Genomic DNA, 24,842 nt, shown 5'->3' with positions numbered 1-24,842 from the left:
TGCGGGAATAGCTCAGTTGGTAGAGCACGACCTTGCCAAGGTCGGGGTCGCGAGTTCGAGTCTCGTTTCCCGCTCCAGATTCTGGATTCAGCTTGGCGGCTGGATCGTTGAAAAAAAGTTCCAGGTCCCCTTCGTCTAGTGGCCTAGGACACCGCCCTTTCACGGCGGTAACAGGGGTTCGAGTCCCCTAGGGGACGCCAATTTGTAAATGCGGGAATAGCTCAGTTGGTAGAGCACGACCTTGCCAAGGTCGGGGTCGCGAGTTCGAGTCTCGTTTCCCGCTCCAATTTATGACATGCAGGTGTCCGTTTGAGTCTGTAAGTCATTGAAAAAAGGACCTTCGGGTCCTTTTTTCGTTCCAGATACGGCCGCTGGAATCTACCTGCCTTGCGGGCTTTTCAGTCCATTTCTCAGTCTATAAAAAACGGAGTTTGAGGTTCCGCATTCTTGCTGGGGTGGCGGTTCTAGGGCCTACCCCAGACTCCTCAGGTTAGGCGCTGGAACATGGCGCTATCGGACATGGCCGTTCGCCGGGTCAGGGCAAGCAACCGGCAAGGACTGCACCCTTGGCGAAATCGATCGCCTCTCCCAGGAAGTCGTACGGTCATGATCCGCATCGTGAGTGGCTTACTTTTCGGGGTGGTGGGTAAGTACTGGTCGATATGACCCCATGCAAACATTGCCTCGGTGGTGGGGGCTCCGGAGAAATGCTAAACGGTGTCTACGGCGCGTCGAGACCCTGATGTGCTCAACTTCGGCCGCATACTGCTAGGTGATCTCAGCGATTAGGCCGTGCGTATTCAAAGTGTGTTGCCGGGCGCAACGTCGACTTGGTTCTGGGATCGCCAACTGCGCGACACGCAAGACTGGCCCCAGCACTATGTCTGTGACCGATGCAATCAATGAGGCTCTGGTCGGGCTGGGCCGGAGCGAGCAGGCGATCATCCCTGGCTTCCATGAGTCCGAGACCTGAGGTCACTGGGAGGCTGATCGGCGCAGTCTGGCGCCGAAATTCGGCATTGCCGGCGGACAACTTGGTATGTACCCGCAACGACGCGTGAAGTTCACGCAGGGCCAATCGCCGACCGTATTGGCTTTGACTATCTTTTTTAATGCTGTGGAGTGGAGATTGCCGATCCTTGGTGGCCTCTGTTTCAGCGACTAGACGTCAGGCCTGTCGGGGTGGAGTGGGTTTCCCGCCAGTGCAAAATCTGCTGCTGGATGTTCCAGTGGATGATTTGCTCGAAGAGCTTCTCGGCAAAAGCCACATCAAACTCTGCAGCAGCCGCCCATTGGCGGCGGTCTTCAAGCATCGTAACGACTCTCTCGGGCGCCGGAATGGCTTGTTCATTAGCTTTGAACTCGATGGCGGCCTTCACGTAGCCTAGGCGCTGCTTCAGGGCTTGAAGAATCTGCTGGTCAAAAAAATCGATGCCGGCCCTGATGTCATTCAGACTTTCACAGGCGTCAGGTGTTTTAAGTTGCGACATGGTGCTTGTCTCTAAAGGTGATGGTTAGTGCCCTGCTGCAGATAACGTCAAGGTGCGGGCAGATGACCGTTGGGTCGCTCGAAAGTCAGCGCCTGTTCTCTGCGTTTCGGGTATTTACGCCCCGGTATCGCCAGGTATCTGTTTGGAATTCGGTGATGATCTCGTCGATCAGGGCGTCGATCATCACGCTGTCATGATGGTGTGGCGTTGTGATCAGGTGCGCGAAGTCTCCGGATGTTGCCAGGCAATACTTTTTCGCTAGCCTCTCTGACGGGCACGGGAACACCACGGTAATGGAGTTCTCGTTGCGCCAGGCATCGATGCTCGCAGCCTGAAACCGGTCCACTGCGTACTGTGCCTGTTCCAGGCAGTGGTGGATCCGCCGGCGCCAGTCGGCAAACGAGTGGCTGCGCAGCGCAGCCCACATCATCAGTGGCGTATGACCGTTGCGCGAACCACTGATGGTTTTGTCATGTGCCAGGATGTAGTCGACCTCCACGGAGATACGCTCAACGTTCTTACGCTTGGCCACGACGATCCCGCAAGGAATCGGTGAGCCAATGATTTTGTGCCCGGAGACGCAGATCGAATCTATGCCATCGGCGAAGGAGAAGGGCTGCGGGTGGTCCACGAAAGGCAGGATCATCCCGCTCAGCGCTGCGTCCGCATGTAGGTAATAGTCGCGGCGGGCAATGCCGGCCAGTTGCAGGTGTTGCTGGATGGTGGCGATGTTGTCAACGGCTCCACGCATCGTAGTGCCGATGTTGGCGAAGATGATCGGGTGACGCTCCTGGTCAGCGACGATCTTGACCATCAAGTCGTCATAGTCGATTTCACCATTGGGCTGCGATTCGACTGCGCGGCATTTGATGCGCAGCAACTTGACGATTTTTGCCACCGAGTAATGGGTGTCTTTGGAGTAATACAGCGTGCCGTCCGGGAACAGTTCGCGTGCCAGGTAGCAGCCGAACATATTGCCTTCAGTACCGCCATTGGTGACGTAGCCCCAGCTATTTTCGCGTGCAATATCGAACAGCTCGGCGAAATACGTCATGACGTCTTTTTCAAAGTCGAACGAGTTCAACAAGTAGTTGCTGTACTCGTTCCAGTCCCCGCAGTTATTGATCGAGAACTGAAGGAAACGGTGTATCTGAGAGTAGTCAAAATCGGCTGATTCGGGGTAGCCGATATTGAAGTACTGGTTGGTCACGCAATGCTGCCAGAAGCGTTCAAGTCGGCTTTGGTCTGCCGAGGATAAAGTCATGTCTAACTCCTTTTAAATCGACTTGGTGACGCGGCCCGGTCAGACCAGTTTTTGTCGCGCGTCTACCAGCGTCCACCAACTGGCGAGCGTTGGTGAGTTGGCCAGTTCCTCGAAACTCACGGCGATGCCTCGTTCCTTGAGCTCTGCGGCGAGCTTCATCACTTGCAGCGAGTCGAGTCCGTAGAAAATCAGGTTTTCCTCGGGGTCCAGCTCTTCTCCCTCTTCAATCAGCTGCAGCACACGGGTTTGCAGCCAGGTGCGGGTGGTTTCAGCTGCCAACAGCCTGCGCAGCTGTTTTTTGTCGATCTTGCCCACGGCGGTGAGCGGCATGGTTTCGATAAGCCGGATGCGGTCGGGCAATTTGTACTCGGCGATGCCGAGCTCCATCAGGTGCCTTCGCAAGGCTGGAGGGGTAAGTTTGAGGTTTTGCGAGACGACGAAGGCGCAGCTCTTTTCTCCCAGTCTGTCGTCGGGCATTGCCACCAGACCGGCGTGGGTCACGTCCGGGTGTAGAACGATGAGGTTTTCGATTTCTTCCGACGCGACCTTCTCGCCACCTCGATTGATCTGGTCCTTGACCCTGCCGACGACGCGCAGGTCGCCAGTTGGTGTCATCTGCACCAGGTCACCGGAATAGTAATACCCCTCTGCATCGAAGGCCTGCGCGTTCTGCTCGGGGCTTTTGTAGTATCCGCAGAATGTGTAGGGGCCACGTGTAGCCAGCAAGCCGGGTTCGCCGTTAGCCACCGGGTTACCATGTTCGTCGACGATTTTGATTTCGTCACCCGGACTGATCGGGCGGCCCTGGGTGGTGAATATCTGTTCGGCGGTGTCGCCGAGACGGGTGTAGTTGATCAGGCCCTCCGCCATGCCGAACACCTGCTGCAGTTTGCAGCCGAGGAGCGATGGGACCTGACGGGCCAACGAGTCGGCGAAGACCGCGCCGCCGACCTGGAGAAACTCCAGCGACTGCAATTGATCGCGGCAGTTGGGGGCGGCTTGTAACCATAGCGCGACTGCACTGGGCACCAGGGCGACGGTATTGACCTCATGACGTTGGATCATCGAGAAACAGGTCTGAGGTTCAGGGTTCGGCGCCATGATGATGGTGCCGCCGGCATATAGCACGCCCAGCGCACCCGGCGAGCTGAGCAGGAAGTTGTGCGCTGCTGGCAGGGCGCACAAAAAGCGTGTTTGCGCTGTGAGGCCGCAGATATCGGCGCTGGCGCGTGCGTTGTAGTGATAGTCGTTGTGGGTTCGCGGAATGAGTTTGGGCGTACCCGTACTGCCGCCCGAGAGTTGGAACAGCGCGACTTCATCCGGCGCGCTGGGTGAAAACGCTGCCTGGGTGTCGGCCGGGGTTTCTATCCAGGCCATGAGGTTGTTTTCGTCGCGCAACTCGCCCAACAACAGAGTGACCTGTGGGCTTGCTCCTGTTTCCTTTAGGTCGTCGAGATAGCCGTCGTCGTGAAACACTTCGTGCTCGCGGGACGCAATCAGCAGCTTGGGCGTGATCTGCTTGGCATAGCTTTTGAGTTCAAGCTTTCTATGGCTGTAGAGCGCATTTAGCGGTGCGACCCCGACCTTGAACAACGCAAACAGCACAATGTAGAACTCGGCGATGTTGGGCAACTGCACCAGAGCGGTGTCGCCTGTGCCAAGCCCGCTGGCCGCCAGGCGCGAGGCCAGATTGGAAGACAGCTGGTCGAGTTCTCCATAGCTGAAACGCCGCTCGCCACAAATGACCGCTGACGATTGAGGATGCGATTGGCTGCCTGTGTGGAGCAACTGGGTGAGTGGCTGGTCGATCCAGTAGCCTTTTTCCCGATAGCTTTGCGCTCTGTCGAGGGGCCAGTGAGTGAATTCTATAGTCATGGGAGTCACTGCTGAAAAAGAGGTGTTTAACGAGACAAACCACATGCACGTAGCATGGTGCCGAGCTTGGTCTGGACTTCGGTCCACTCGGAGTCGGGGTTGGAGGCTTCGACGATGCCTGCTCCGGCGAACAGGCGGACCCTATTGCGTTTGACGGTGCCGCAACGGATGGTCACCACCCATTCGCCGTTCCCCTGCGCGTCGCACCAGCCCACCATGCCGGTGAACAGGCCACGCTCGAGGGGCTCGACGAAACGGATCAGGCGCCGCGCGCGTTCTGTGGGGAAGCCACAGACGGCTGGGGTAGGGTGCAGGCGGCAAGCCAGCTGCAATGCCGACACAGTGGGGTCTGCCAATGTGGCATCGATTCGTGTCGAGAGGTGCCAGAGTGCGGGCGTGCTGATGAGGCTCGGGCACTGGGGCGCGTTCAGTTGCGTACACAGTTCCGCCAGCTGGCTGGCGATGTCTTCGATTACGAGGCGATGCTCGTAGTGATCCTTTTCCGATGCGGCCAACCAATCGGCATTGCGACGATCTTCGTGCGGGTCGGCCATGCGTTTGATCGAACCTGCCAAGGGGTTCGACACGAAACTCAGGCCATCTTTGTGTACCAGCAGCTCGGGGCTGACACCAATCAGCGTCTCACCGTCCGGCATGGGCACGCGGAAGTGATAGCCGCTTTGATTCTGCGCCCGCAGGTTGTCCTGCATGGCGCTCACATCGACATCCTTGGCGAACAACAATTCACGTTGTACCGAAAGCACTGCCTTGCGCACATCGCTGTGGTGGAAGTTGACGATGGCGTGCTCCACCGCATGTTTGAAGCCCTGTTCGTCCGGGATGCTTTTTTGGTCTAGCAATTTTGGCAGGGGCGTGACATCCGTAGATAAGGCGGTATTTCGGGTTTGCCATTGCGCATGTTCGGGGATGTAGAGGCAGGACGCTTCGGCGGGGTCGAAAGGAATGGCGCCGACGATGATCGGGTTGAGCTGGCCAGCTTCGCGCGCTTGATCGAGTGCATGTGCAATGGTCTTTTGGAACGCACTGTCAGCGTTTTCGCCGCCAATAGCTGGCGTTTCGATCCTTTGCAGCATCCCGGTGACAGCGAGCTCACGATCACCTGAGGTGAAGGAAAAACTGTCTCTTGCGTCAACAAGCAGCTGCTCCTGGTTCATGTCATTCGTCCTTAGGGTGCCCGCTCTCATTTGCGAAAGCCTCCATGGCTTTTGGTAGAAAAATTTATACTTGAAATATAATCATTATCATTCTTATATAGGTGACGCCAATCATTTAGATTTGTCAATCACATGGGTGAGCCATGAGAGAGTTAACTCCAATGCAAGCCGCCTGTTGGGTCGGGCGTACTGCTCATGCGTCTTTAGGGAGAGTTTCGGCTCATCTTTATGCCGAGTTCGATGGCCATTTCATTGAGCTGGGCCGGTTACGCGAAGCCCTCCAGCGAGTAGGTCTGCTGCATCCCATGCTGCGGGTTCGGATAAATTCACAGGGGCTGCAAACCATCTCTGGAATGGGCCTGGCGCCTCAGTTGGAAGTCGAAGACTTGTGCGCCATGACCGAGCAGGAGGCAGCGCATCATCTGCTCGCCAAACGTGAGACGTGGACGCATCAACAACTCGATCTTGGCCAGGAGCCCGGCGCCCGATTCGGCGTGAGTCTCTTGGCGGGCGATGCGTTTCGCCTGCATATCGACACAGACATGATTGCTGTCGACCCATCAAGCCTCCGCACGCTGATGGAAGATCTCGCACGTTTTTACGAGCGGCCCGATAACGAGGCGCCGCACACGCCGTCATTTTTCGATTGGTACGACAAGGCACGCACCGACGCCGCACTCAAAGCCGTTCATGATCGTGACCGTGTCTGGTGGCGTGAGCGCTTGGCCAGCGTCGCCCCTGCACCGACATTGCCGTTTATCGAGACCCCGCCCGGACCTGCGCGGAGCGAGCGACTGAACGCTTGGCTGGGCCCGCAAGAACGCCAGGCGCTGCAACGCGTGGCGCGTGAACGTCGAATGACCCTCTCGACCTTGATGATGGGGTTGTTCGCGGCGGTACTTGGGACGCAAACCGGCGACAAGACCTTCCGGCTCAATGTCCCCACGTTTTGGCGCCAGCCATTGGTGGACGAGGTCGAGAGGATAGTGGGCGACTTTGCCAACGTATTGATTCTTGACGTGGACATCGAATCGGCCGGCACGCTGGGCGCGCTGTGCGATCAGTTGGCGAAAAAAATGCTGGGGCTGCTTGAGCACAGCGCCTATAGCGGCGTGAATGTGATGCGCGATCTTTCCCGCCATCATGGTTCGCCGCAACTGGCTCCCGTGGTATTCACCGCCGCGCTGGACATGCCGGGTGGCGACTTGTTTTCGGCGCGTGTACGGCGTGTTTTCGGCCCGATGAACTGGGCTATTTCCCAAGGTCCCCAGGTGGCGCTCGATGCTCAGATTGTCTGCGTCGACGGCGGCATACTGATTAACTGGGATATCCGTCTCGATGCGCTGCCGCTGGCGTGGGTGTCGGCGTTTTTCGAGCGTTTCGTGGCGGTCACTCGTGAAGTGGTGGCCAGTTCTGGCGCGCTCGATCAGCCACTGCAGCCGCGTTCCTGCGCCATCGAAACCCCGCTGTCCGCCTTGCAACAGGCCTACCTGCTTGGCCGTGGCACGCAAGTGCCGCTGGGCGGTGTAGCCATGCAGGAGTTTCGTGAGTATCACGGACGCATAGAGGTGGCCGTGCTGCGTAATCGTCTGGTCGCGATGGTCGAGCGCCATGCCAGCCTGCGCACGCGAATCGATGCGCACAAGCTTTTGTCCTATGTCAGTGATGAGGTCCAGATAAACCTGCAAACCATCGACCTCACAGCGCTGTCGCGCGACGCAGCGCAGGCGCATATCGATGCATGTCGTGAGGCTTATGCGCACGGTATTTTCGAGTTGGATCGTTCACCTTGGGATGTCACCATTTTCCAACTGTCCGATGACCTGTTAACCGTCTTTGTGCGCCTGGATGCACTGATCCTCGACGGTCTCTCCATCGCCGCGTTGCTGGTGGAGTTGTTCGACGGTGTGATCAGCGAGCAACCCGTCGCCGAGGATGCGCCCGAACCACTGGATCTGACCGATCAACGCAAGGTCGATGCGCTCTATTGGAAAGCCAAGCTTGCGGCGGTGAGTGGCGCGCCACGCTTGCCGTGGCGTGTGCCATTGGACCAGGTGGGGGCTGCGCGCTATTCACGCCAGAGCCGGCAGGTGCCCAAAGAGGTATTCGACGTGTTCTGTAAGCTGGGCGCCCGGCAGCGCCTGTTCAAGAACTCGGCTTTGATGGCGCTGGTACTCGAAGTGCTTTCCCATTGGCTCGACGAGGGTGGGTTGTGCGTGGCTGTGCCCGTGGCACCGCCAACTGCTGGCGCTTTCGCCAACCGTTCGAGCTTTATCGCAATCAATGGAGGCGAGGCCCAAGGCAGCTTTACCGAGCGTGCGGCGAGGCTGCAAGTCGATGTGTTGGAAGGGCTTCAGCACCTGGCTTTTTCGGGAGTGGACCTTGCCCGGCTGCTGTTCGAATCCCACGGTCCAGGGCCTGTGCTTCCGGTGGTGATAACCAACGGCTTTTCCTGGCCGGTTATAGCTGCGGACAGTCCCGTGCGCCTGCAGGGCGGGTTGACCCAAACACCCCAGGTCGCCATGGACATTCGCTTTTGGGCCAATGCTGATGGCGCGTTGATGTTGGATATCGACTACGCGCGCGAGGCCCTTCACTGCGCCATTGTCAGCGATATTCTCGACACCCTTGAACAGGCCGTCAGTCAAATTGCAGCGAGCGGCGTTTTTGCCTTTGATTGCGCCGCGATCATCGACAAGCATCACTACCGACTCAACAGCCCGGTCACTGACGCGCGCCAGGACAGGTTCCTGGCTCGGATCGCCACACACCTTTTTAATCCCGCCAACCAGCGTATCGCCATTATCAGCGGCGAACGGCACATCAGCTACGCCGAGCTGGGCGAGGGCGTCTCGCGAGTCATTGCAGGGTTGAAGGCGCGCGGCCTTGGCCAGGGGCATGTGGCCGCTATCTGCCTGTCACGCAGCCCGGAGCACACCATGGTGACGCTCGCCTGTGCGTTGACGGGCGTGATCTGGGTGCCCATCGACGCGTCGGCACCGGCTGAGCGCCGGCATTATCTGCTGGAAAACTGCCGGCCCGATCTGGTGGTCATAAGTGTTGGCGAAACGGCAGAGCATCCGGTAGCGACGCCCGAAGCACTGTTGGCAGAGCCCGCTGCCTTGCCAGCCGCGCTGAATGATCTGTCATTGAGCGACGCGCCAGCGTATTACCTCTATACCTCGGGCACCACCGGCAAGCCCAAATGCGTGGTGCTGTGCAACCGCGCCACGGCCAATGTCATCGGCAGCACATTGTCGCACTGGGGAGTGGGCGCCGACGATGTGTTCATGTCGGTCACTCCGCTACACCACGATATGTCGGTGTTCGATGTCTTCGGCAGCCTGACCGCTGGGGCGACTCTGGTGCTGCCCGGACTCGGCGAGGAAAAGGATGCGCTGCGCTGGAATCAGCTGATTGCCAGGCACGGGGTAACGCTGTGGTGTTCCGTACCGGCCATTCTTGAAATGCTCCTTGCCTGCCGTGGCGCATGGAGTTTGAACAGCCTGCGCGTGATCGCCCAAGGCGGCGACTACATCAAGCCTGGTGTTATCGCAGAGTTGCGCGAGTTGCTGCCGGCTTCACGCCTGATCTCCCTCGGCGGACCGACCGAGACGACTATCTGGAGTATCTGGCACGACATCAGTGCCGATGACCAGGCGCAGATACCCTATGGTCGGCCTCTGCCAGGTAATGGTTATCTGGTACTCGACGCCCAGGGTGCGCACTGCCCGGCAGGCGTTGTCGGCCGGATTCATACCGCGGGCGTCAATCTTGCGCTTGGGTATCTGGAAGGCGGTGAGCTGACGCAGAGTGAGTTCATCACCGTCATCGATGAACAGGGCGAGGCTGTACGCGCGTTTCGTTCCGGTGACTGCGGGCGCTATCGCCGCGACGGCACGTTGATGTTCGCCAGCCGGATCAATGGCTATGTGAAGGTGCGCGGTGTGCGCGTATCGCTGCCCGACATCGAGATCGAGCTGATCAAGCAGCCTTCGGTCAAGCACGTACTGGTGGTGGATTATGACGAGCATTGCCAAGGCGATGTGGGCATTGGTGCCTTGTACGTCGTCGCCGAAGAAGGCGCGCCGCTGAGCGCCGCCCAACTGCGCCAATTCGCGCGCGAGCAGTTGCCGCAGTCTCACGTGCCCACGCGATTCATGCAGGTCGAGGCGCTGCCGCTGTCGCAGAACGGCAAGCCTGACCGCCATCGGGCCCGCAGCTTGCTGATGGCGCCCACTGACGAGGCTGCCGCGGATTCGGTGCAAAGCAGCAAGGTGTTGGCGATCTATCTAAGCGTCTTGGGGCGGCCGCCGGAAGACGGTGCAAATGCCGCGGTCGACTTCATCAGCCTGGGCTTGCGGCCTCAGCATCTGAAGTCCATCGCTACGCGGTTGCGCGAAGAGCTTTCCGTGCAGCTTTCACCTGGGCAATTGCTGCGTTGCCGTAACGCCCAGGACGTTGAAGCACTGCTCGCCGCACAACCTGCATGAGCGCACATGAATCAAGCGCAGTGCCTTTTGCGGCGCCGGCGCCTAACCACACAGCAGTATCCAGGGGGATGGATTGGATGATGGATTTACCCATTGTAGATGTCGCCGGTGTCGGTATCGGGCCCTTTAACCTTGGGCTGGCGGCTTTATTGTCCAAGCACCCTGGCACCACCAGCATTTTCCTCGATCGGAAAGCCGAATTCCGCTGGCATGAAGGGCTGCTGTTGCCGGGTACCACGTTACAGGTGCCGTTCTTGGCAGACCTGGTGACGATGGCGGACCCGACCCATGAATTGAGCTATTTGAATTACCTGCACCAGCATGATCGGCTATACCAGTTCTATTATTATGAAAACTTTCAGGTGCCGCGCCGCGAGTATGATCATTACTGCCGTTGGGCATCGCAACAGCTGCCGTCATGCCATTTCGGTGAGAACATTTGTGATGTGAGCTACGAAGCGGGGGCAGGTCTATTCCTGATAGAAAGTCAGTCTGTGTCGGGCTTCAAGCGTCGTTACGCCAGCCGTAACCTTTCGGTGGGCGTTGGCACTACGCCGCTGTTGCCGCAGTGGGCGCAGGTGAAAAGCGATGCGCCGATCATGCACTCGGCAGAGTTCGGCAAACGCCAGGCGCAATTGGCGGAGTGCCGGCGTGTCACAGTGATTGGCTCCGGCCAAAGTGCCGCAGAGTGTGTGCTGGCGTTGTTCAACGATTTGACGCCCGAGCGGATCGCAGCCGGCGCCTCGATTCGCTGGATCACACGCTCACCCGGATTCCATCCGATGGAGTATTCGAAATTGGGGCAAGAATGCTTTACCCCGTCCTACATGGAGTACTTCCACAGTATCCCGCGTGAGCGGCGCCGTGAAGTCGTGGCCAAGCAAGACTTGCTGTACAAGGGCATCAGCTTTTCGACCATCGCCGACATTTACGACCTGATCTATGAACGCTCGATCGGTGGCAGTGATCCAGGCCTGACGTTGCTGTCCAACTGTGAGGTCGAGACGGTCGAAGACATCGATGGTACGTTTCGAATTGCCTATCGGCATCGCGAACTGGATCAGACGAGCAGTCTTGAGGCGGAAGCGGTTGTTGTGGCCACCGGCTACCGGCATACCTGGCCACGGTGGTTTGAACGGCTTAAAGGGGCGGTGCTGGAAACCGATGAGTACGGCGACTGTATAGTGGACGAGGACTTTACCGCACGTCGTTGTGACGCCGGGGCAGGGCGCATTTTTGTGCAGAACGCCGAGATATTCCAGCATGGTGTAGGCTCGCCCGACCTTGGTATTGCAGCCATTCGCAATGCGACCATTGCCAATCAATTGCTCGGTTGCCAGCACTACCGCCTGCCAAGGCGGTCGTCGTTCCAGCGTTATGGGATGCACGAGAATTAGCTGAAGATGCACAGGGTCTTGCCAACGAGCAAGGCCCTGTAACTGGTCAGACGCGGATATGGTCCACGGTGATGTGGCCGGCGTCGGCGGTTGAAAACAGTGCGAGCATCCCCTCTATCGCGACTCTCAGTCGCTTCATCTGCTCGGTGCTGTAGCGGTCAGATCGGTACGTGATCATCAGGCGTAGTGAGCGTTTGCCGTCGATCGTATTCTCCATGATCTCGAATTGAATACCGAACATCGACTGGTTTTTGTCCGGGTCAATCTGGCGGTAACGGATTACTTCAGCATCTGGTGTGCTCAGGGCGCCATTCAAGGCGTTATTGGCGTGAATCTGAATGTAGACGTCGAACAGCAGGCCGTCGGTCGGTGTCATGCCCAGGGCGGTTTGAATCTGCTCCATCGGTACATCGGCGTAGGCCATGGAGTCGTTGATCAAACGGCTGACGTTTTCGATCATTTCGCCAACGGTCTGTTGGGTATCGAACTGCACGCGATGCGCCACCATCGTGGTGAAGTAGCCCACCGTGTCGTAAAACGCAGGGTCGGTGCGGCCGGACGCGGAAGTGCCGATCACCAGGTCTTTTAAGCCGCCGACTTTATGTAGCGAGAGTGCGATCGCAGAGTAGATCACGCCAAACAGTGAGGCCTTGCTTTGACGGGCGAAAGCGTAGAGTTGATCGACAGTGCTCTGATTCGGCTTGATCTCGAACCACTCGGCTTTCGTCGATGCCTGGGTGGCTGGTACGTCAGGCTGATGCTCTGAGGAGGGGAGCGTCAGGCCGCGGGGTGCGTCGCGCAGCATGCTCGTCCAGTAATCGAGGTGCTGCTGGTTGATCCCGGCTGCCTGCTGGCGTACGGCAAACTCATGGAATGAAGGAGCCGGGCTTTTCCACTGCGGCGTCTTATTGGCGGCACGGGCAAGGTACGCCTGGGCCAGTTCTTCCATCATCACGTTGAGCGACCATTCATCAATCGCCATGTGCTGCACCAGCAACGACAGGGTTTGACGCTGGTGTCGTGCGTCGTAAATAAAACGCACCCTCAGAGGCAGTTCGCGGGCCAGGTCGAACTGATGCGCTGCTTCGCTTTGCAGGGTTGCATTCTGGCTTTCATTACTCGACCAGAACCATTTGTATCGCGGCAACTGCGCGACCGGCACGATTTGCTGATAGGCCTCATCCTGTTCGAAATGAAACGTGGTGCGCAGGCTCGCGTGGCGCTCGAGCAGATCATTAAAGGCTTGCTCGAATAACGTTTCATCGACCTTGTCGAGGAACTCCATGGCAAACGGCAGATTGAAAATCGTGCCGAATTCGAATGCTGCGTAAGCTCGCCCAAGGGAGGCCTGGGCCAGCGCAAACGGCGTTTTTTGTATATCTGACGGCGCGCCTTCGGCAGCCGTTGGCGCATCGTTTCGGGTGACGATACGGGCGCGGGATGCTAAGGCTGCTGCTGAGGGCGCGCTGAAAAAGTCATTGAACTGAACTTCGATGCCATGGCCGTTCAACAGCTTGCCGATTATGCGGGTGGCCAGCAGGGAATGACCGCCAAAGTCGAAGAAATCATCGGTCGCGCAGATGCCGGGTTCTGCCAGCGTTTCGCGAAATTCGTCGAGGATTATCGCCGCGATTATGCCGTTATCCGCTTGGGCGGAGCGTGCGTTAGCGTTTTCGTCGTTGTCCGGGTGACGCTGGAACCAAGAGGGCGGGATATCGCTGACCGGCTGCTCGGCGCAGTTGTCCATGATCCTGCGATAAAGCTCGTCCGCGTGGCAGGTCTGGTCGAGAATCTGATGGAGCACCAATGCGAGGATCGGCGCCTCTTCGGTTTGCACGATCAACGCCTTGAAAGGGGGCTGCTGCTGCGCATCCCACGCCGCCGCCTGCTCAGAGAGCAGGTGCTGGATGGCGTCGCCTGTCGGTTGAATGCGCTCGACGCAGGATTGCCAGTCAAGTGCCTGGACTTTTTCGACTTCACCGTCGTCGTTGAAGTGGAAGCGGGCGTTCAGCTCGGGCAGCGACTCGACTACCGATCTGAGGGCCGATTCAAGGCGTGAAAGATCAATATCGGCGTCAATCTCCCAGGCCTTCAGGTGCTTGAGCGCGCGCTCGGGAAATTGTTGCTGCAGGAGCCAGACATGTTCCTCGTATTCGCTGGCAGAGCGTTTCGACAGCGTATCTGGGTTGAAGTCCATCATGGAGTTTTCCCGCCTTATCAAACTGAACAGTAAGAAGTAGAGGTGGCATCGAGTGCCGACAGACCCATCCTCGGTCTGTTGTGATGCCCCGGAGCCTGGGCTTCAGAGAACGTGCAAACAGGCTGCGTTGCAGGGGCTTTGTGAATACCGTATTATCGAGAATAATAATCATAAAGATTATCATTGGTCAAAGTCTGAACTCGAAGAGAATCGTGTCAGGAGAAGTGTTGTGGACAACGGAGCGTTCGCGTCCAAACAGCAATTTGAACGGCTGTATATCGAGCACCATCGCTGGTTGTGCAGCCTGTTGCGTCGCAAGTTGGGCAATTCGGTGGATGCTGCGGACCTCGCCCATGACACCTATCTCAATCTCATCAGGAAGGGCCGGGTGCCTTCCGTTGAAGACTCCCGGTGCCACCTGACCCAGATCGCCAAAGGCCTGGTGATTGACCTGTACCGTCGTCGCCATCTGGAAGCTAATCACCTCGAAGCTCTGATGCAGCAGGAGGAGTCTCTGGTGCCTTCGGAAGAGACGCGCGCGCTGGCCGCCGAGGCCCTGGTCCAGATCGAACAAGCCCTGCACGACAAACCCTCGAAGGCACGTGAAGCATTACTCCTGTGCAAACTGCATGGCATGTGCCACCGGGATATCGCCGCTGAATTGAAGGTGTCGGTGTCATCCGTCGAAAAGTACATCGCTGCCGGCCTTCGGGCTTGTTACCCCTACGTTTCGACGGCCGGGTTGTGAGCGGCCGTTTCATTGAGGGTGTACAGCGAATCGATCGACGGTTGGGTTGAGCGCTCTGCTGAGCCGTTGGGAACACCCAGTAGGAGCGCGCCTAGCGCTTGAGCGCAAAGGAAGGCCGACATGCCTCAACGCTGTCGGCAGTGGCTATTCAGGAGAGCGCATGAGTGTTGAAGAAAAAAACGCAGCAAACCCGATATCCCAGATATTGCAGCCCATTCGCGGTCGGCTGATTGTCGCCGCCATACTTGCCGCCATTGGCACCATGCTGGCAATGGTGCCCCTGGCCGGCATCGCCCATATTGCCCAGTTGGCCATCGGTCAGGCCGAGACGGTTTCCAGTTGGAGTCAGCTGCAGGAGCCGATCTGGCGGGTGGTTGGTGTCAGCCTGGCGTGCCTGTTCCTCGGCATGGGCCTGATTTCAGTGGGGGAGGTGGTGGCTCACCTGGCCGACCATCGCATTACCGGTCACTTGCGTCTGGCCATTACCCGCCGGTTGGCCAAGGTGCCGATGGGCTGGTTTACCGGACGTTCGTCAGGTGAAGTCAAACAGGCCATGCAGGATGACATCGGTACGTTGCACAGCCTCACGGCGCACTTCTTTACGACGGTGGGCCGCACGGTTGGCGCGGTGCTGATCGGTATCATTTACCTGTTCGCGATGGACTGGCGCATGGCAATCGTCTCGCTGCTGCCATTCCCGCTGTTCTTCCTGTTTTTCTCCAGAGCCACCAAGGCCAGTGGCGCGAACATGCAATCGTTCGGCGCCGGTATGACCCGCATCAACAATGCCGTGGTGGAGTTCGTCAACGGTATTCCTGTGGTCAAGGCGTTCGGCGTCGAAGGCAAGGCCCACAGTAGCTACCGTGGAGCCGTCGATGCCTTCGCCGAGGCGTTCACCGATTTTACCCGCCCGCTGGTCAGCGCGATGGCCAACGCCCACGCCATGATCACTCCGGTTGCGGTGCTCGGTGTGGTGCTGGCCTTCGGCACGCTGGGTGTGAGCCTGGGCTGGATCACGCCGGTGGATATCTTGCCCTTTGCCTTGGTGGCGCCGGGTATCTGTGCGCCACTGCTGCTGTTGAGCTACATCACTCACGACTTGAACAGCGCAACCGCCGCCGCCCAGCGCGTGCAAGAGTTGCTGGAAACGCCGGTACTCGAAACCCCTGGTGGCGCGTTCTCGTCATTGCCTGACAATGACGAGATTTGCGTCGAGCAACTGGGCTATAGCTACGATGGCGAGAGCCCGGTGCTTGAGGGGCTGAACTTCACCCTCAAGCCTGGCACCGTCACTGCAATCGTTGGGGCCTCCGGCTCCGGCAAGTCGACACTGGCGCGGCTGTTGCTGCGTTTTTTCGACCCGAGCGATGGGCGCATCACGTTAGGGGGCGTCGACTTGAGGCACATCGAGAGCGCGCAGCTGTACCGGCGCATAGGTTTCGTGCTGCAGGAGGTGCGCCTGATTCATGCCAGCCTGCGTGACAACATCGCCCTGGGCCGACCCTCGGCCAGCCAACAGGAAATCGAGGCCGCAGCGCGCATCGCGAACATTCACGAACGCATCCTTGCTTTGCCGCGGGGCTATGACTCGGTCATCGGTGAAAACGTGCAGCTCTCCGGTGGTGAGTTGCAGCGCGTGAGTATCGCTCGCGCCGTGCTGGTCGACCCGCCGATTCTGGTGCTGGATGAAGCCACTGCCGCAGCGGATGCGGAGAACGAGGTGAAGCTGCAGCAAGCGTTGTCGCGATTCGCCCAGGGCCGCACGTTGATGGTGATTGCTCACCGGCTCGATACGGTGATGCATGCCGACCAGATCATCCTGATCGACAAGGGTACGATCAGCGAGCAAGGGACTCACCAGCAACTGCTCGCACGCAAGGGCCGCTACGCCAGGCTTTGGGCGTTGGGCGGCTATGAGCAGGCCAAGGATCAGGCGGTGTCGTCATGCTGAAAACCTTCATTCAACTGCTGGGCGAAGACGCTCCGGTACTGCGTCGCTATATATTGATGACACTGATCTACGGTCTGCTCTGCGGGCTGACGATTGTGACATTGGTGCCGATCGTCACGCGGCTGCTGGGCGGTGACACACAGGGCGCAGGGCAATGGCTCGTCGCGTTGATGGTAGGTGTCGTGGTGTGTTGGGCATTGCGGCGCGTCGTCGAAAAGGCCGGTATCCGTGTCGGTATTGCCGTACTCCAGCGTGGCCGCCATCGGCTTGGCGACCATGTGGCACGTTTGCCGGTGGGTTGGTTCACCGCTCAAAACACCGCACGGCTTAGCCATGTCGCGACCCAGGGCATGATGGAAATTGCGCAACTGCCCGCGCATGTGTTTACGCCGCTGCTGACCGGTGTGATCACGCCATTGGTGATGCTGGTCGCGTTGTTCGCCCTGCATTGGCAAATGGGCCTGATCGCTCTGGCGACGTTGCCGGTGCTGTTGGCGGTATTTGTGCTGACGGCTCGTATGGGGCAGCGTGCAGATCAGGACTTCCAGCACAATGCAGCGCTGACCAGCCAGCGGATGGTCGAGTTCGCCCAAGCGCAGTCCGTGCTGCGCGCGTTTAATGGTGACGCTGGTGGCTCGCAGTTTCTGGAGCAGGCCATCGCTCGCCAGCAGCAGTCTGCCAAGCGCCTGATCCATGTTTCGGCGATGTCGGTCGTTATCAATGCCTGGGCCGTGCAGGTCGGTTTCGCAGCGCTGCTGGTGGCGGCCACGTTATGGCTGGGGGATCTGCTGAGCGCTGGTTTGCAGCTCAGTTCGGTTATCGCTGTGATGGTCGCACTGTTGCTGGTCAGCCGCTTTGTCGACCCACTACTGGACGTGGCGGGTTATAGCGAAGTGCTGCGGGGCGCGAGTGGCCAGTTGGGCGCCGTGAGCGAGATTTTTGCGGTTCGTCCGTTGCCTGAGTCAGAGGTACACCAACCGCCCGTCGATGCTTCCGTTGAACTGCGCAACGTCAGCTTTCGTTATGCTGAGGGACAAGCTGATGTGTTGCGCAATGTCAGCCTGCGCATCGAGCCTGGCAGCATGACCGCGCTGGTCGGTGCATCGGGCTCGGGCAAAACCACGTTGGTGCGCCTGATCGCACGTTTCTTCGACGTAACTCAAGGCAGCGTTAACGTGGGTGGCGTGGATGTGCGCGACATCTCCAGCGCGCGACTGGCCGGGCAGATCAGTCAGATCTTTCAGGAAACGTATCTGTTTCAGGGCAGCATTGCCGATAACATTCGCATCGGTAAACCTAGCGCCACTGACGAGCAGGTGCTGGAGGCGGCGCGTCAGGCCGGTGTCGTCGAAATCATCGAACGTTTGCCCCAAGGCCTGGACACCCCAGTGGGTGAGGGCGGCGCCCGGTTGTCCGGCGGCGAGCGTCAGCGCATCTCCATCGCACGTGCGCTGATCAAGGACGCGCCGATCCTGCTGGTCGATGAGGCCACCGCCGCGCTCGATGCCGAGAATCAGGCGGCCATCGCCGAGGCGCTGGCGCGCCTGCGTGGCGAACGTACCTTAATCGTCATCGCGCACCAGCTCTCCACGGTGGCGATGGCCGACCAGATTCTGGTGCTCGATAATGGCCAAGTCAGCGAGCAAGGTTCTCATGCACAATTGATCGCCAAGCCCGGGCTTTACGCGCACTTTCTGGCGCAGCGTCGCGCGGCAAAGGGTTGGCAGATCGCCGCAGCCTCCGGCTGTGAGGACGATTCTTGAGTCGTGCAGCTCTACTGGCCCTGTTTGCAGTGCTTTGCTGTCTTTCGCTGATGGTCGGGGTCAAGCAGGTCGCATGGTCGGATCTTTTGAGTTTCTCCGACGATGCCTGGTTGACCCTGACCGCCAGCCGGCTTCCGCGCCTCGTGGCCCTGATCCTTACCGGGGTCGGTTTGGCCGTGTGCGGCGTAATTCTGCAGCAGATTGTGCGTAACCGGTTCGTCGAACCCGGTACATCGGGTGGGTTGGATTCCGCCAAGCTCGGCATTCTGATTTCACTGACGGTAGCACCCGCGGCGGGGGGCGCCGGGAGGATGCTGTTCGCCTTGGCATTCTGCTTTGTCTCCAGCCTGATTTATGTCGCGATCATTCGTCGCATCAAGTTCAAGAATACCGTGATGGTACCCGTCATCGGCCTGATGTATGGCAGTGTCTTGAGCGCCGTCGCCGAGTTCTACGCTTACCGTAACAACATTTTGCAGAGCATGCAGGGCTGGATGCTCGGCGACTTTTCAAAGATCGTGCAGGGCAACTACGAAATCATTTACCTGATCTTGCCGGTTATCGTGCTCACCTACCTGTATGCCCACCGCTTTACCGTGTTGGGTATGGGCGAGGGCATGGCCAGCAGCCTGGGCTTGAACTACGCGGCCAATGCAGCGTTGGGGTTGATGCTGGTGGCGGTCACTGTTTCCGTCACGGTGATTACGGTGGGTGCGATCCCTTTTGTCGGGCTGGTGATTCCCAACCTGGTGGCCCTGCATTACGGCGAAAATCTGCAGCGCACATTGCCCATCGTCGCTCTGTGCGGCGCCTCGCTGTTAGTTGCCTGCGACATCCTCGGTCGCCTGCTGATCCATCCCTTTGAAGTGCCTATAGGTCTGACTGCCGGCTGCGTCGGCGGTGTCGTGTTTCTGGTGCTGCTGGTCAGGAAGTACGCATGACGCGCATGGCAACCCTTTACGTTCCCTGGCTGCTGGTCCTGATGTTGGCGATGGCCTTTCTGTTGCTGGGCTCGGGCCTGGATTTCAGCTATGTGATTCCCAAGCGCCTCACCCGCCTGGCGGCGATGTGCGTTGCAGGCGTGTGCATAGCGTACTCATCAGTGATTTTTCAGACCATTGTCGGTAACCGCATACTCACCCCGGCCATCATGGGCTATGAGGCGATTTATCTGCTGTTCCAGGCGTTGCTGATTCTGGTGCTGGGTACTCAAAGCCTGGTGTTGCTGGGGCGCGACAGCAATGTCCTGTTGTCGGTGCTGCTGATGCTCGGCTATTCGTGGCTCATCCACCGCTGGTTGTTCCGTGAGGGCAGCCACAACGTCTACCTGTTGCTGTTGCTCGGGCTGGTGCTGAGCATGGTGATGGCGACCGTCACTCAGTTCATCCAGCTGAAGATCAGCCCCGGGGAGTTCTCTATTTTCCAGGGCTTCAACTACGCCTCCTTCAACAAGGCCCAACCTGGGCAAGTGATCTATTCCGGTGTGCTGGTGACGGCGGTGTGCTTCATCGCCCAGCGCACTCTGCCGGTACTCGACGTACTGTCACTGGGGCGCTATCAAGCCATTTCCCTGGGCGTGGATTACCCGGTCAGTGTGCGCTTGCAACTCGGGTTGATCGCCATTTTAGTGGCTGTTTCCACCAGCCTGGTTGGGCCGACCGCGTTTATGGGCGTGTTCGTGGCGAATATCGCCTACGCGCTGGCTCGGACCGCTCGGCATCAGGTCACGCTGCCTCTCGGATGCGCCATCGCCATCGGTATTTTCATCATCGCCCAGTACCTGGTCGAGCAACTGTTCAACTACAACACCTCCGTCAGCATTCTCATCAACCTGGTGTGTGGTGTGTATTTCCTCGCGCTGATGATTCGAACCCGAGGCACTGCATGATCTCCCTCAATCACGTCTACAAAGCCTATGGCGCCAAGCATGTCGTGAGCGACGTCAGCGTGCAGTTCCCGCAGGGGCAGGTGACTTCACTGATCGGTCCCAATGGTGCGGGCAAGTCCACGTTGTTGATGTTGATCGCGCGTTTGCTGACACCCACCCGTGGTGAGGTACTGATGGGCGGGCGCAGCATTACGGATGTGCCGATAGGTGATTACGCCAAGCGCGTCGCGACCTTGCGTCAGTCACCGGATTTCAATCTGCGCTTGACCGTCGAGGAGTTGGTTGCCTTCGGCCGTTTCCCCTACAGCCGTGGAGTGCTGACCGCGCACGACCGTCAGGTAATCGACAAGGCCATTGAATTTCTATCGTTGCAGCCCCTGCGCCTCTCCTACATCGATGAACTCAGCGGTGGGCAACGGCAGATGGCGTTCCTGGCGATGACCATTGCCCAGCAAACCGATTATCTGTTGCTGGATGAGCCGCTCAACAACCTCGATATGAAACACGGGGTGCAAATCATGCGTGCCCTGCGTCGATTGTGCGATGAGCATGGCCGCACGGTGATCCTGGTGGTGCACGACATCAACTTTGCGGCCAATTACTCCGATCATATCGTGGCCATGAAAGGCGGTGCCATTCACCTCCATGGCCCGGTCGCGCAGGTGGTGACCGAGGCCAATCTGCGTGAACTGTTTGATCTTGATTTTGAAATTCTGCAGAGCGAGCAGGGGTTCGTCTGCAACTACTTCAACCCATTACCATCAAGGGAACAGATATGAGCACCGATCACAAAATCTGCGCACTGCTATTGGCAATGACCGCAATCGTCGGATTGCAAGGGTGCGACAAGCAGACAGCGGAGGCCAAACCGGCTGTGACCGCGCAGGCCTACTATGAACCGATCACCATCGAGCACCCGCTTGGTACCACTGTGGTCTCCAAGTTGCCTGAGCGCGTGGTGGCGTTCGACATGAGCGAACTCGATACCCTTGATCAACTGGGCGCGCCGGTGGTCGGTATCGCCAAGGACTACGTCAGCAGCTTTTTGGTCCGCTACCGTGACGATGAAAACGTTGCGGATGTCGGCTCCACCATCCAGCCCAACCTGGAGCGGCTGCATGCACTAAAGCCCGACTTGATCCTGATCTCGCCACTTCAGGCACAAAGCTACGAGGAGCTCAGTCAGATCGCTCCTACCGTGTATGACGATGTGGATTTGACCAATAAAACAGGCAACCTCATCGAGACCGCCAAGGCGCATTTGACCCTGTTGGGTCGGATTCTCGAAAAACCGGACCTGGCCCGTCAGAAGGTCGCGGAAATGGACGCCAAGGTAGAACAGACCCGCCGGGTCACCGAAGGGCGCCCAGAGAAAGCCTTGATCGTGCTTCATAACAATGGCGCCTTCACCTCCTACGGCGTCAAGTCACGTTACGGTTTTGTCTTCGACACCCTTGGTGTGAAACCGGCCAGTACAGACATTGAGGCCGGTTTGCATGGGCAACCGATTTCCAACGAATTCATTCAGCAGGCCGACCCCGACATTCTTTATGTCATCGACCGCACGGCCGTGATGGAGCATCGTCCGGCGCTCGACATCAATAGCCTGGACAACCCGCTTCTGCGCAAGACCAAAGCCTGGAATAACGGGAACGTGATCTTCGTCGATGCTCAGACCTGGTACCTGTGCACCGCCAGCGTGACCTGCCTCAACCGCATGGCTGATGAGGTGATGCAGGGGTACGAAGGCTGATTTCAGGCGGTGTATCAACCGCATTCGGAGCCGCTGATATTCAGGCATAGGTCATTTAATAATATTTATCATTTAGATTGAGGATTTAAAGTTCTGGTACGGAAACCTAATGAATGCACTTCAACACTTCGCATTGAAAGGAATCCAGCATGTCGGAACACGGTCGCCCCATTCACGCCAACCCTGTTTTTTTGCAGGCCACGTCTCGCACGTTCCCCTTTGCCTTGAACCGCACGTTACCTGCCGTACAGATGGCGCTCCTGTTAGGGTTGAGTGGCACGGCGATGGGGGTATGCGCCGCTCCTGAACCGGAGCGGTCCACGCAATCCCGGGCAGAGGCGGACAAAGGCCGCCTAGTCCTGTCGGAAACGACGATCGAGGGTAAAATGCTCGCCACCGACAACCTGCCACCGGCCTATGCCGGCGGGCAGATTGCCACGGGCAGCCGGGTCGGTCTGCTCGGCAACAAGGACTTCATGGAAACACCCTTCAGCGCCATCAGCTACACCGATGACTTCGTGCGCAACCACCAGGCCAAGGACATTGGTTCGGTGATCGGCGCAACGGACCCGTCGGTCAATGTCCCGTCCAAGCGGGCTATCATCGAAACCTTCTTTATTCGTGGTTTCAATACCACCGCCAACGACATCACCTACAACGGCCTGGCCGGTATGGCGCCGAATCTGCGCGGCGCGACCGAGCTGGCCGAACGGGTCGAAGTGCTCAAAGGCCCGTCTGCGCTGCTCAACGGCATGCCCCCCGATGGCAGCATCGCCGGCAGCATCAACCTGGTGCCCAAGCGCGCAGCCGATGAACCCCTCACACGCTTGACCACCAGTTACGAATCCAATGGCCTGTACGGTGCACACGCCGATGTGGGTCGTCGGTTCGGTGAAAACAACCAGTTCGGTATCCGCTACAACGGCGTGTATCGCGATGGCGACACCTCCGTCGATGATCAGAAACAGGAAATGCAGCTCAACGCACTGGGCCTGGACTGGCGCAGCGAGCGCGTGCGTTTGTCGTTGGATGCCTACAAGCAGCGTGAGCGTCTGGACGGCGCCAACTACTTCGGTATTTCTTCGATCGCATCCTCGGTCAACAAAGTACCCAGCCCGAAAAAAGGTGACTACAACCTGGCGCCAGACTGGGCGTACACCATCAACACCACTGAAACCCTGCTGATCAGGGGCGAGGCGGATTTGAACGACTCGCTCACGGCTTTCGCGGCCTATGGTCAGCGCGACGGTGGCCGTAATGCGCTGATGACACGTGGCTCGCTGATCAACAACGACGGAGACATCAACGTCCTGGCCTATCGTTCGGACGGGCAGGGCACACAGAAGTCCGGTGAAGCGGGCCTCAAGGGCGTATTTGACACTGGCCCCGTCGGTCACGCCTGGTCTCTCGCGGCCACTCAGTACAAATCGGAAATGCACTACAAAGACCTGCAGATCCCCAACTACGCAGTGACCAACTACGACAACCTCGACTTCGGTCCTACACCACCTCTGGGCAGATACGGTGCTATCACCTCGCGCACCGAAGCCAGGCTTAAAAGCTTTGCGTTTCTCGACACTCTGTCGTTCCTCGATGGGCGCGTGCAATGGACCCTGGGCTGGCGCGACCAGACCGTGGAAAGCGACAACCTGACAGCGGCTCGAGTCAAGACCTCAAGCTACAAAGATAGCCGCGTTTCACCGGCGACCGCGTTGCTGGTCAAGGTCACTGACGATGTGTCGGTGTATGCGAACTACATCGAAGGTCTGTCGCAGGGCGGCACGGCACCGACCACAGCGGTCAATTCGGGTGAAATCCTGAGCCCTTACCAGACCAAGCAGTATGAAGTCGGCGCCAAGATGGACCTGGGTACATTCGCCACTACCATGGCGGTATTCCAGATTGAAAAACCCAGTGCCTACACCGATCCGGCCACCAATATTTACGGCGTAAACGGCGAGCAACGTAACCGTGGCGTGGAGTGGAGCTTTTTCGGCGAAGCCCGGCCAGGGCTGCGTTTGATGGGCGGTGCTTCCTACACCAAAGCCGAACTCACCAAGGCGTTGGTCACGCGCAACGAGGGCAACCAAGTGACCGGCGTGCCTAGGGTCATCGCCAAGCTTGGCGCTGAGTATGACCTGGAGACTGTCTCGGGGCTGACTCTTACCGCCGGCACCAATTACATCGGCAGCCGCTACGTCACCGACGATCACCGCATGGAGCTGCCGTCGTACACCGTCTTCGACATCGGCGGGCGCTATACCACCAATGTCATGTCTAAACCGGTGACCTTGCGGGCCAACGTGGAAAATGTCGCGAACCGTGCCTACTGGATTGGTTCGTACAACGGTGGGGACGGCAGCGGCCTTTCCGGTGGCCTTGGTGCGCCACGTACCCTTCAGCTCTCGGCCTCGGTTGATTTCTAACCGCAGTTCCGCAAAAGGGGGAAGGTCTGCGGCGTTCTCCCTCACGCTCCTTTTGTCAGAGGCTCTGGCGTTATCGCTTCAAGCAGAGGATGAGCCGTCGAGAGCGCTGCGATTACATTGCCCCGATGGAGCGGCTGTTTCGCAGCCCGAAGACAGAGTGGATACCCACCACTGGGTAAATGAGTTTTTCGCGGGCCCGACGGAATATCGGTCGCATTTTGATGCAACGGTACCATTGCGAAAGTCCGCATTCCCAGTGGTACCTACTGCGTTGGCTGAGGAAAGACTTAACGCAGCGTCCGTGATTAGTTGACCACTACTTCGATTGCAGTTTTCGGTGAAAGGATCCCGCTCCGAAGCGGGATTGTCCGCTTGGAAGGTGTCCGCCTCGCAAGCTTCCTGGATGCACCTGCAGCTAC

The 24,842-nt window shown here is 58.6% G+C and carries 15 protein-coding genes and 3 tRNA genes; 13 read left to right on the top strand and 5 right to left on the bottom strand.

The genetic code is table 11. The features are described 5' to 3' along the window. The first annotated feature begins 1 nt into the window (after position 1). From ACT9T4_RS24095 to ACT9T4_RS24085, 3 genes are all read left to right on the top strand, one after another. Positions 2-77: transfer RNA gene (locus tag ACT9T4_RS24095), tRNA-Gly, on the top strand. A gap of 47 nt (positions 78-124) precedes the next feature. After that, a tRNA-Glu gene (locus ACT9T4_RS24090) sits at positions 125-200 on the top strand. Between the two features lie 10 nt (positions 201-210). After that, positions 211-286 (top strand) — tRNA-Gly (locus tag ACT9T4_RS24085). An 868-nt stretch (positions 287-1,154) separates the two neighbouring features. On the opposite strand, the gene ACT9T4_RS24080 is transcribed toward ACT9T4_RS24085, so the two are convergent. The 4 genes from ACT9T4_RS24080 to ACT9T4_RS24065 form a co-directional block, all read right to left on the bottom strand. Next, positions 1,155-1,490 carry an isochorismate lyase gene (locus tag ACT9T4_RS24080; RefSeq protein WP_179537967.1) on the bottom strand — a complete coding sequence of 112 codons (336 nt, stop codon included), beginning with the start codon at positions 1,488-1,490 and terminating at the stop codon, positions 1,155-1,157. An 85-nt stretch (positions 1,491-1,575) separates the two neighbouring features. After that, positions 1,576-2,754, bottom strand: coding sequence for a histidine decarboxylase (locus tag ACT9T4_RS24075; protein WP_042556656.1), 1,179 nt, complete (start codon positions 2,752-2,754; stop codon positions 1,576-1,578). A 39-nt stretch (positions 2,755-2,793) separates the two neighbouring features. Next, the gene (locus ACT9T4_RS24070; RefSeq protein WP_179537968.1) at positions 2,794-4,629 is read right to left on the bottom strand and encodes a (2,3-dihydroxybenzoyl)adenylate synthase; all 1,836 of its coding nucleotides are present in this window, start codon (positions 4,627-4,629) and stop codon (positions 2,794-2,796) included. A gap of 26 nt (positions 4,630-4,655) precedes the next feature. Next, positions 4,656-5,804 carry an isochorismate synthase gene (locus ACT9T4_RS24065; RefSeq protein WP_231570246.1) on the bottom strand — a complete coding sequence of 383 codons (1,149 nt, stop codon included), beginning with the start codon at positions 5,802-5,804 and terminating at the stop codon, positions 4,656-4,658. Between the two features lie 161 nt (positions 5,805-5,965). Between ACT9T4_RS24065 and ACT9T4_RS24060 the strand changes: the two genes are divergently transcribed. Both ACT9T4_RS24060 and basC read left to right on the top strand, forming a co-directional pair. Beyond that, a complete protein-coding gene (locus tag ACT9T4_RS24060) occupies positions 5,966-10,297 on the top strand; it encodes an amino acid adenylation domain-containing protein (protein WP_499119344.1) in 4,332 nt (1,443 codons plus the stop codon). A gap of 80 nt (positions 10,298-10,377) precedes the next feature. After that, positions 10,378-11,694 carry a putative histamine N-monooxygenase gene (gene basC, locus ACT9T4_RS24055; RefSeq protein WP_306456072.1) on the top strand — a complete coding sequence of 439 codons (1,317 nt, stop codon included), beginning with the start codon at positions 10,378-10,380 and terminating at the stop codon, positions 11,692-11,694. Positions 11,695-11,740: 46 nt separating this feature from the next. Here the strand turns inward: basC and ACT9T4_RS24050 are convergent, their stop codons facing one another. Next, a complete protein-coding gene (locus tag ACT9T4_RS24050) occupies positions 11,741-13,894 on the bottom strand; it encodes a condensation domain-containing protein (RefSeq protein ID WP_042556651.1) in 2,154 nt (717 codons plus the stop codon). 229 nt (positions 13,895-14,123) lie between these two features. On the opposite strand from ACT9T4_RS24050, the gene ACT9T4_RS24045 reads away from it, so the two are divergent. From ACT9T4_RS24045 to ACT9T4_RS24010, 8 genes are all read left to right on the top strand, one after another. After that, positions 14,124-14,642, top strand: a complete 519-nt coding sequence (locus tag ACT9T4_RS24045; protein ID WP_042556650.1) for a sigma-70 family RNA polymerase sigma factor — start codon at positions 14,124-14,126, stop codon at positions 14,640-14,642. A gap of 160 nt (positions 14,643-14,802) precedes the next feature. Next, positions 14,803-16,593 (top strand): ABC transporter ATP-binding protein, encoded by a 1,791-nt coding sequence (locus tag ACT9T4_RS24040; protein ID WP_499119341.1) that lies wholly within the window; start codon positions 14,803-14,805, stop codon positions 16,591-16,593. After that, positions 16,587-18,356 (top strand): ABC transporter ATP-binding protein, encoded by a 1,770-nt coding sequence (locus tag ACT9T4_RS24035; RefSeq protein ID WP_042556648.1) that lies wholly within the window; start codon positions 16,587-16,589, stop codon positions 18,354-18,356. The genes ACT9T4_RS24040 and ACT9T4_RS24035 overlap by 7 nt, the downstream gene beginning before the upstream one ends. Then, complete coding sequence (locus tag ACT9T4_RS24030) at positions 18,353-19,297, top strand: ABC transporter permease (protein WP_082045926.1); 945 nt, start codon at positions 18,353-18,355, stop codon at positions 19,295-19,297. The genes ACT9T4_RS24035 and ACT9T4_RS24030 overlap by 4 nt, the downstream gene beginning before the upstream one ends. Continuing rightward, complete coding sequence (locus ACT9T4_RS24025) at positions 19,294-20,244, top strand: iron chelate uptake ABC transporter family permease subunit (protein WP_042556646.1); 951 nt, start codon at positions 19,294-19,296, stop codon at positions 20,242-20,244. Before ACT9T4_RS24030 ends, ACT9T4_RS24025 begins: the two co-directional genes overlap by 4 nt. Further along, positions 20,241-21,023, top strand: a complete 783-nt coding sequence (locus ACT9T4_RS24020; protein ID WP_042556645.1) for an iron ABC transporter ATP-binding protein — start codon at positions 20,241-20,243, stop codon at positions 21,021-21,023. Before ACT9T4_RS24025 ends, ACT9T4_RS24020 begins: the two co-directional genes overlap by 4 nt. Further along, entirely contained in the window at positions 21,020-21,997 is a 978-nt protein-coding gene (locus ACT9T4_RS24015) for a siderophore ABC transporter substrate-binding protein (protein ID WP_042556644.1), read from the top strand. The genes ACT9T4_RS24020 and ACT9T4_RS24015 overlap by 4 nt, the downstream gene beginning before the upstream one ends. A gap of 149 nt (positions 21,998-22,146) precedes the next feature. Then, complete coding sequence (locus ACT9T4_RS24010) at positions 22,147-24,423, top strand: TonB-dependent receptor (RefSeq protein ID WP_231570244.1); 2,277 nt, start codon at positions 22,147-22,149, stop codon at positions 24,421-24,423. Positions 24,424-24,842: the final 419 nt, after the last annotated feature.

Source organism: Pseudomonas sp. SZ40 (assembly GCF_052958135.1).
The sequence above is the reverse complement of the archived record's forward strand: the minus strand, read 5'-3'. Positions and strand labels throughout refer to the sequence as shown.

Bases quoted from the DNA above. Each gene is read 5' to 3' on its own strand.
- ACT9T4_RS24050 (WP_042556651.1), bottom strand. From the start codon at position 13,894: ATGATGGACTTCAACCCAGATACGCTGTCGAAACGCTCTGCCAGCGAA.
- ACT9T4_RS24015 (WP_042556644.1), top strand. From the start codon at position 21,020: ATGAGCACCGATCACAAAATCTGCGCACTGCTATTGGCAATGACCGCA.
- ACT9T4_RS24065 (WP_231570246.1), bottom strand. From the start codon at position 5,804: ATGAACCAGGAGCAGCTGCTTGTTGACGCAAGAGACAGTTTTTCCTTC.
- ACT9T4_RS24075 (WP_042556656.1), bottom strand. From the start codon at position 2,754: ATGACTTTATCCTCGGCAGACCAAAGCCGACTTGAACGCTTCTGGCAG.
- ACT9T4_RS24080 (WP_179537967.1), bottom strand. From the start codon at position 1,490: ATGTCGCAACTTAAAACACCTGACGCCTGTGAAAGTCTGAATGACATC.
- ACT9T4_RS24020 (WP_042556645.1), top strand. From the start codon at position 20,241: ATGATCTCCCTCAATCACGTCTACAAAGCCTATGGCGCCAAGCATGTC.
- ACT9T4_RS24060 (WP_499119344.1), top strand. From the start codon at position 5,966: ATGCAAGCCGCCTGTTGGGTCGGGCGTACTGCTCATGCGTCTTTAGGG.
- ACT9T4_RS24035 (WP_042556648.1), top strand. From the start codon at position 16,587: ATGCTGAAAACCTTCATTCAACTGCTGGGCGAAGACGCTCCGGTACTG.
- ACT9T4_RS24025 (WP_042556646.1), top strand. From the start codon at position 19,294: ATGACGCGCATGGCAACCCTTTACGTTCCCTGGCTGCTGGTCCTGATG.
- basC (WP_306456072.1), top strand. From the start codon at position 10,378: ATGGATTTACCCATTGTAGATGTCGCCGGTGTCGGTATCGGGCCCTTT.
- ACT9T4_RS24070 (WP_179537968.1), bottom strand. From the start codon at position 4,629: ATGACTATAGAATTCACTCACTGGCCCCTCGACAGAGCGCAAAGCTAT.
- ACT9T4_RS24010 (WP_231570244.1), top strand. From the start codon at position 22,147: ATGTCGGAACACGGTCGCCCCATTCACGCCAACCCTGTTTTTTTGCAG.
- ACT9T4_RS24040 (WP_499119341.1), top strand. From the start codon at position 14,803: ATGAGTGTTGAAGAAAAAAACGCAGCAAACCCGATATCCCAGATATTG.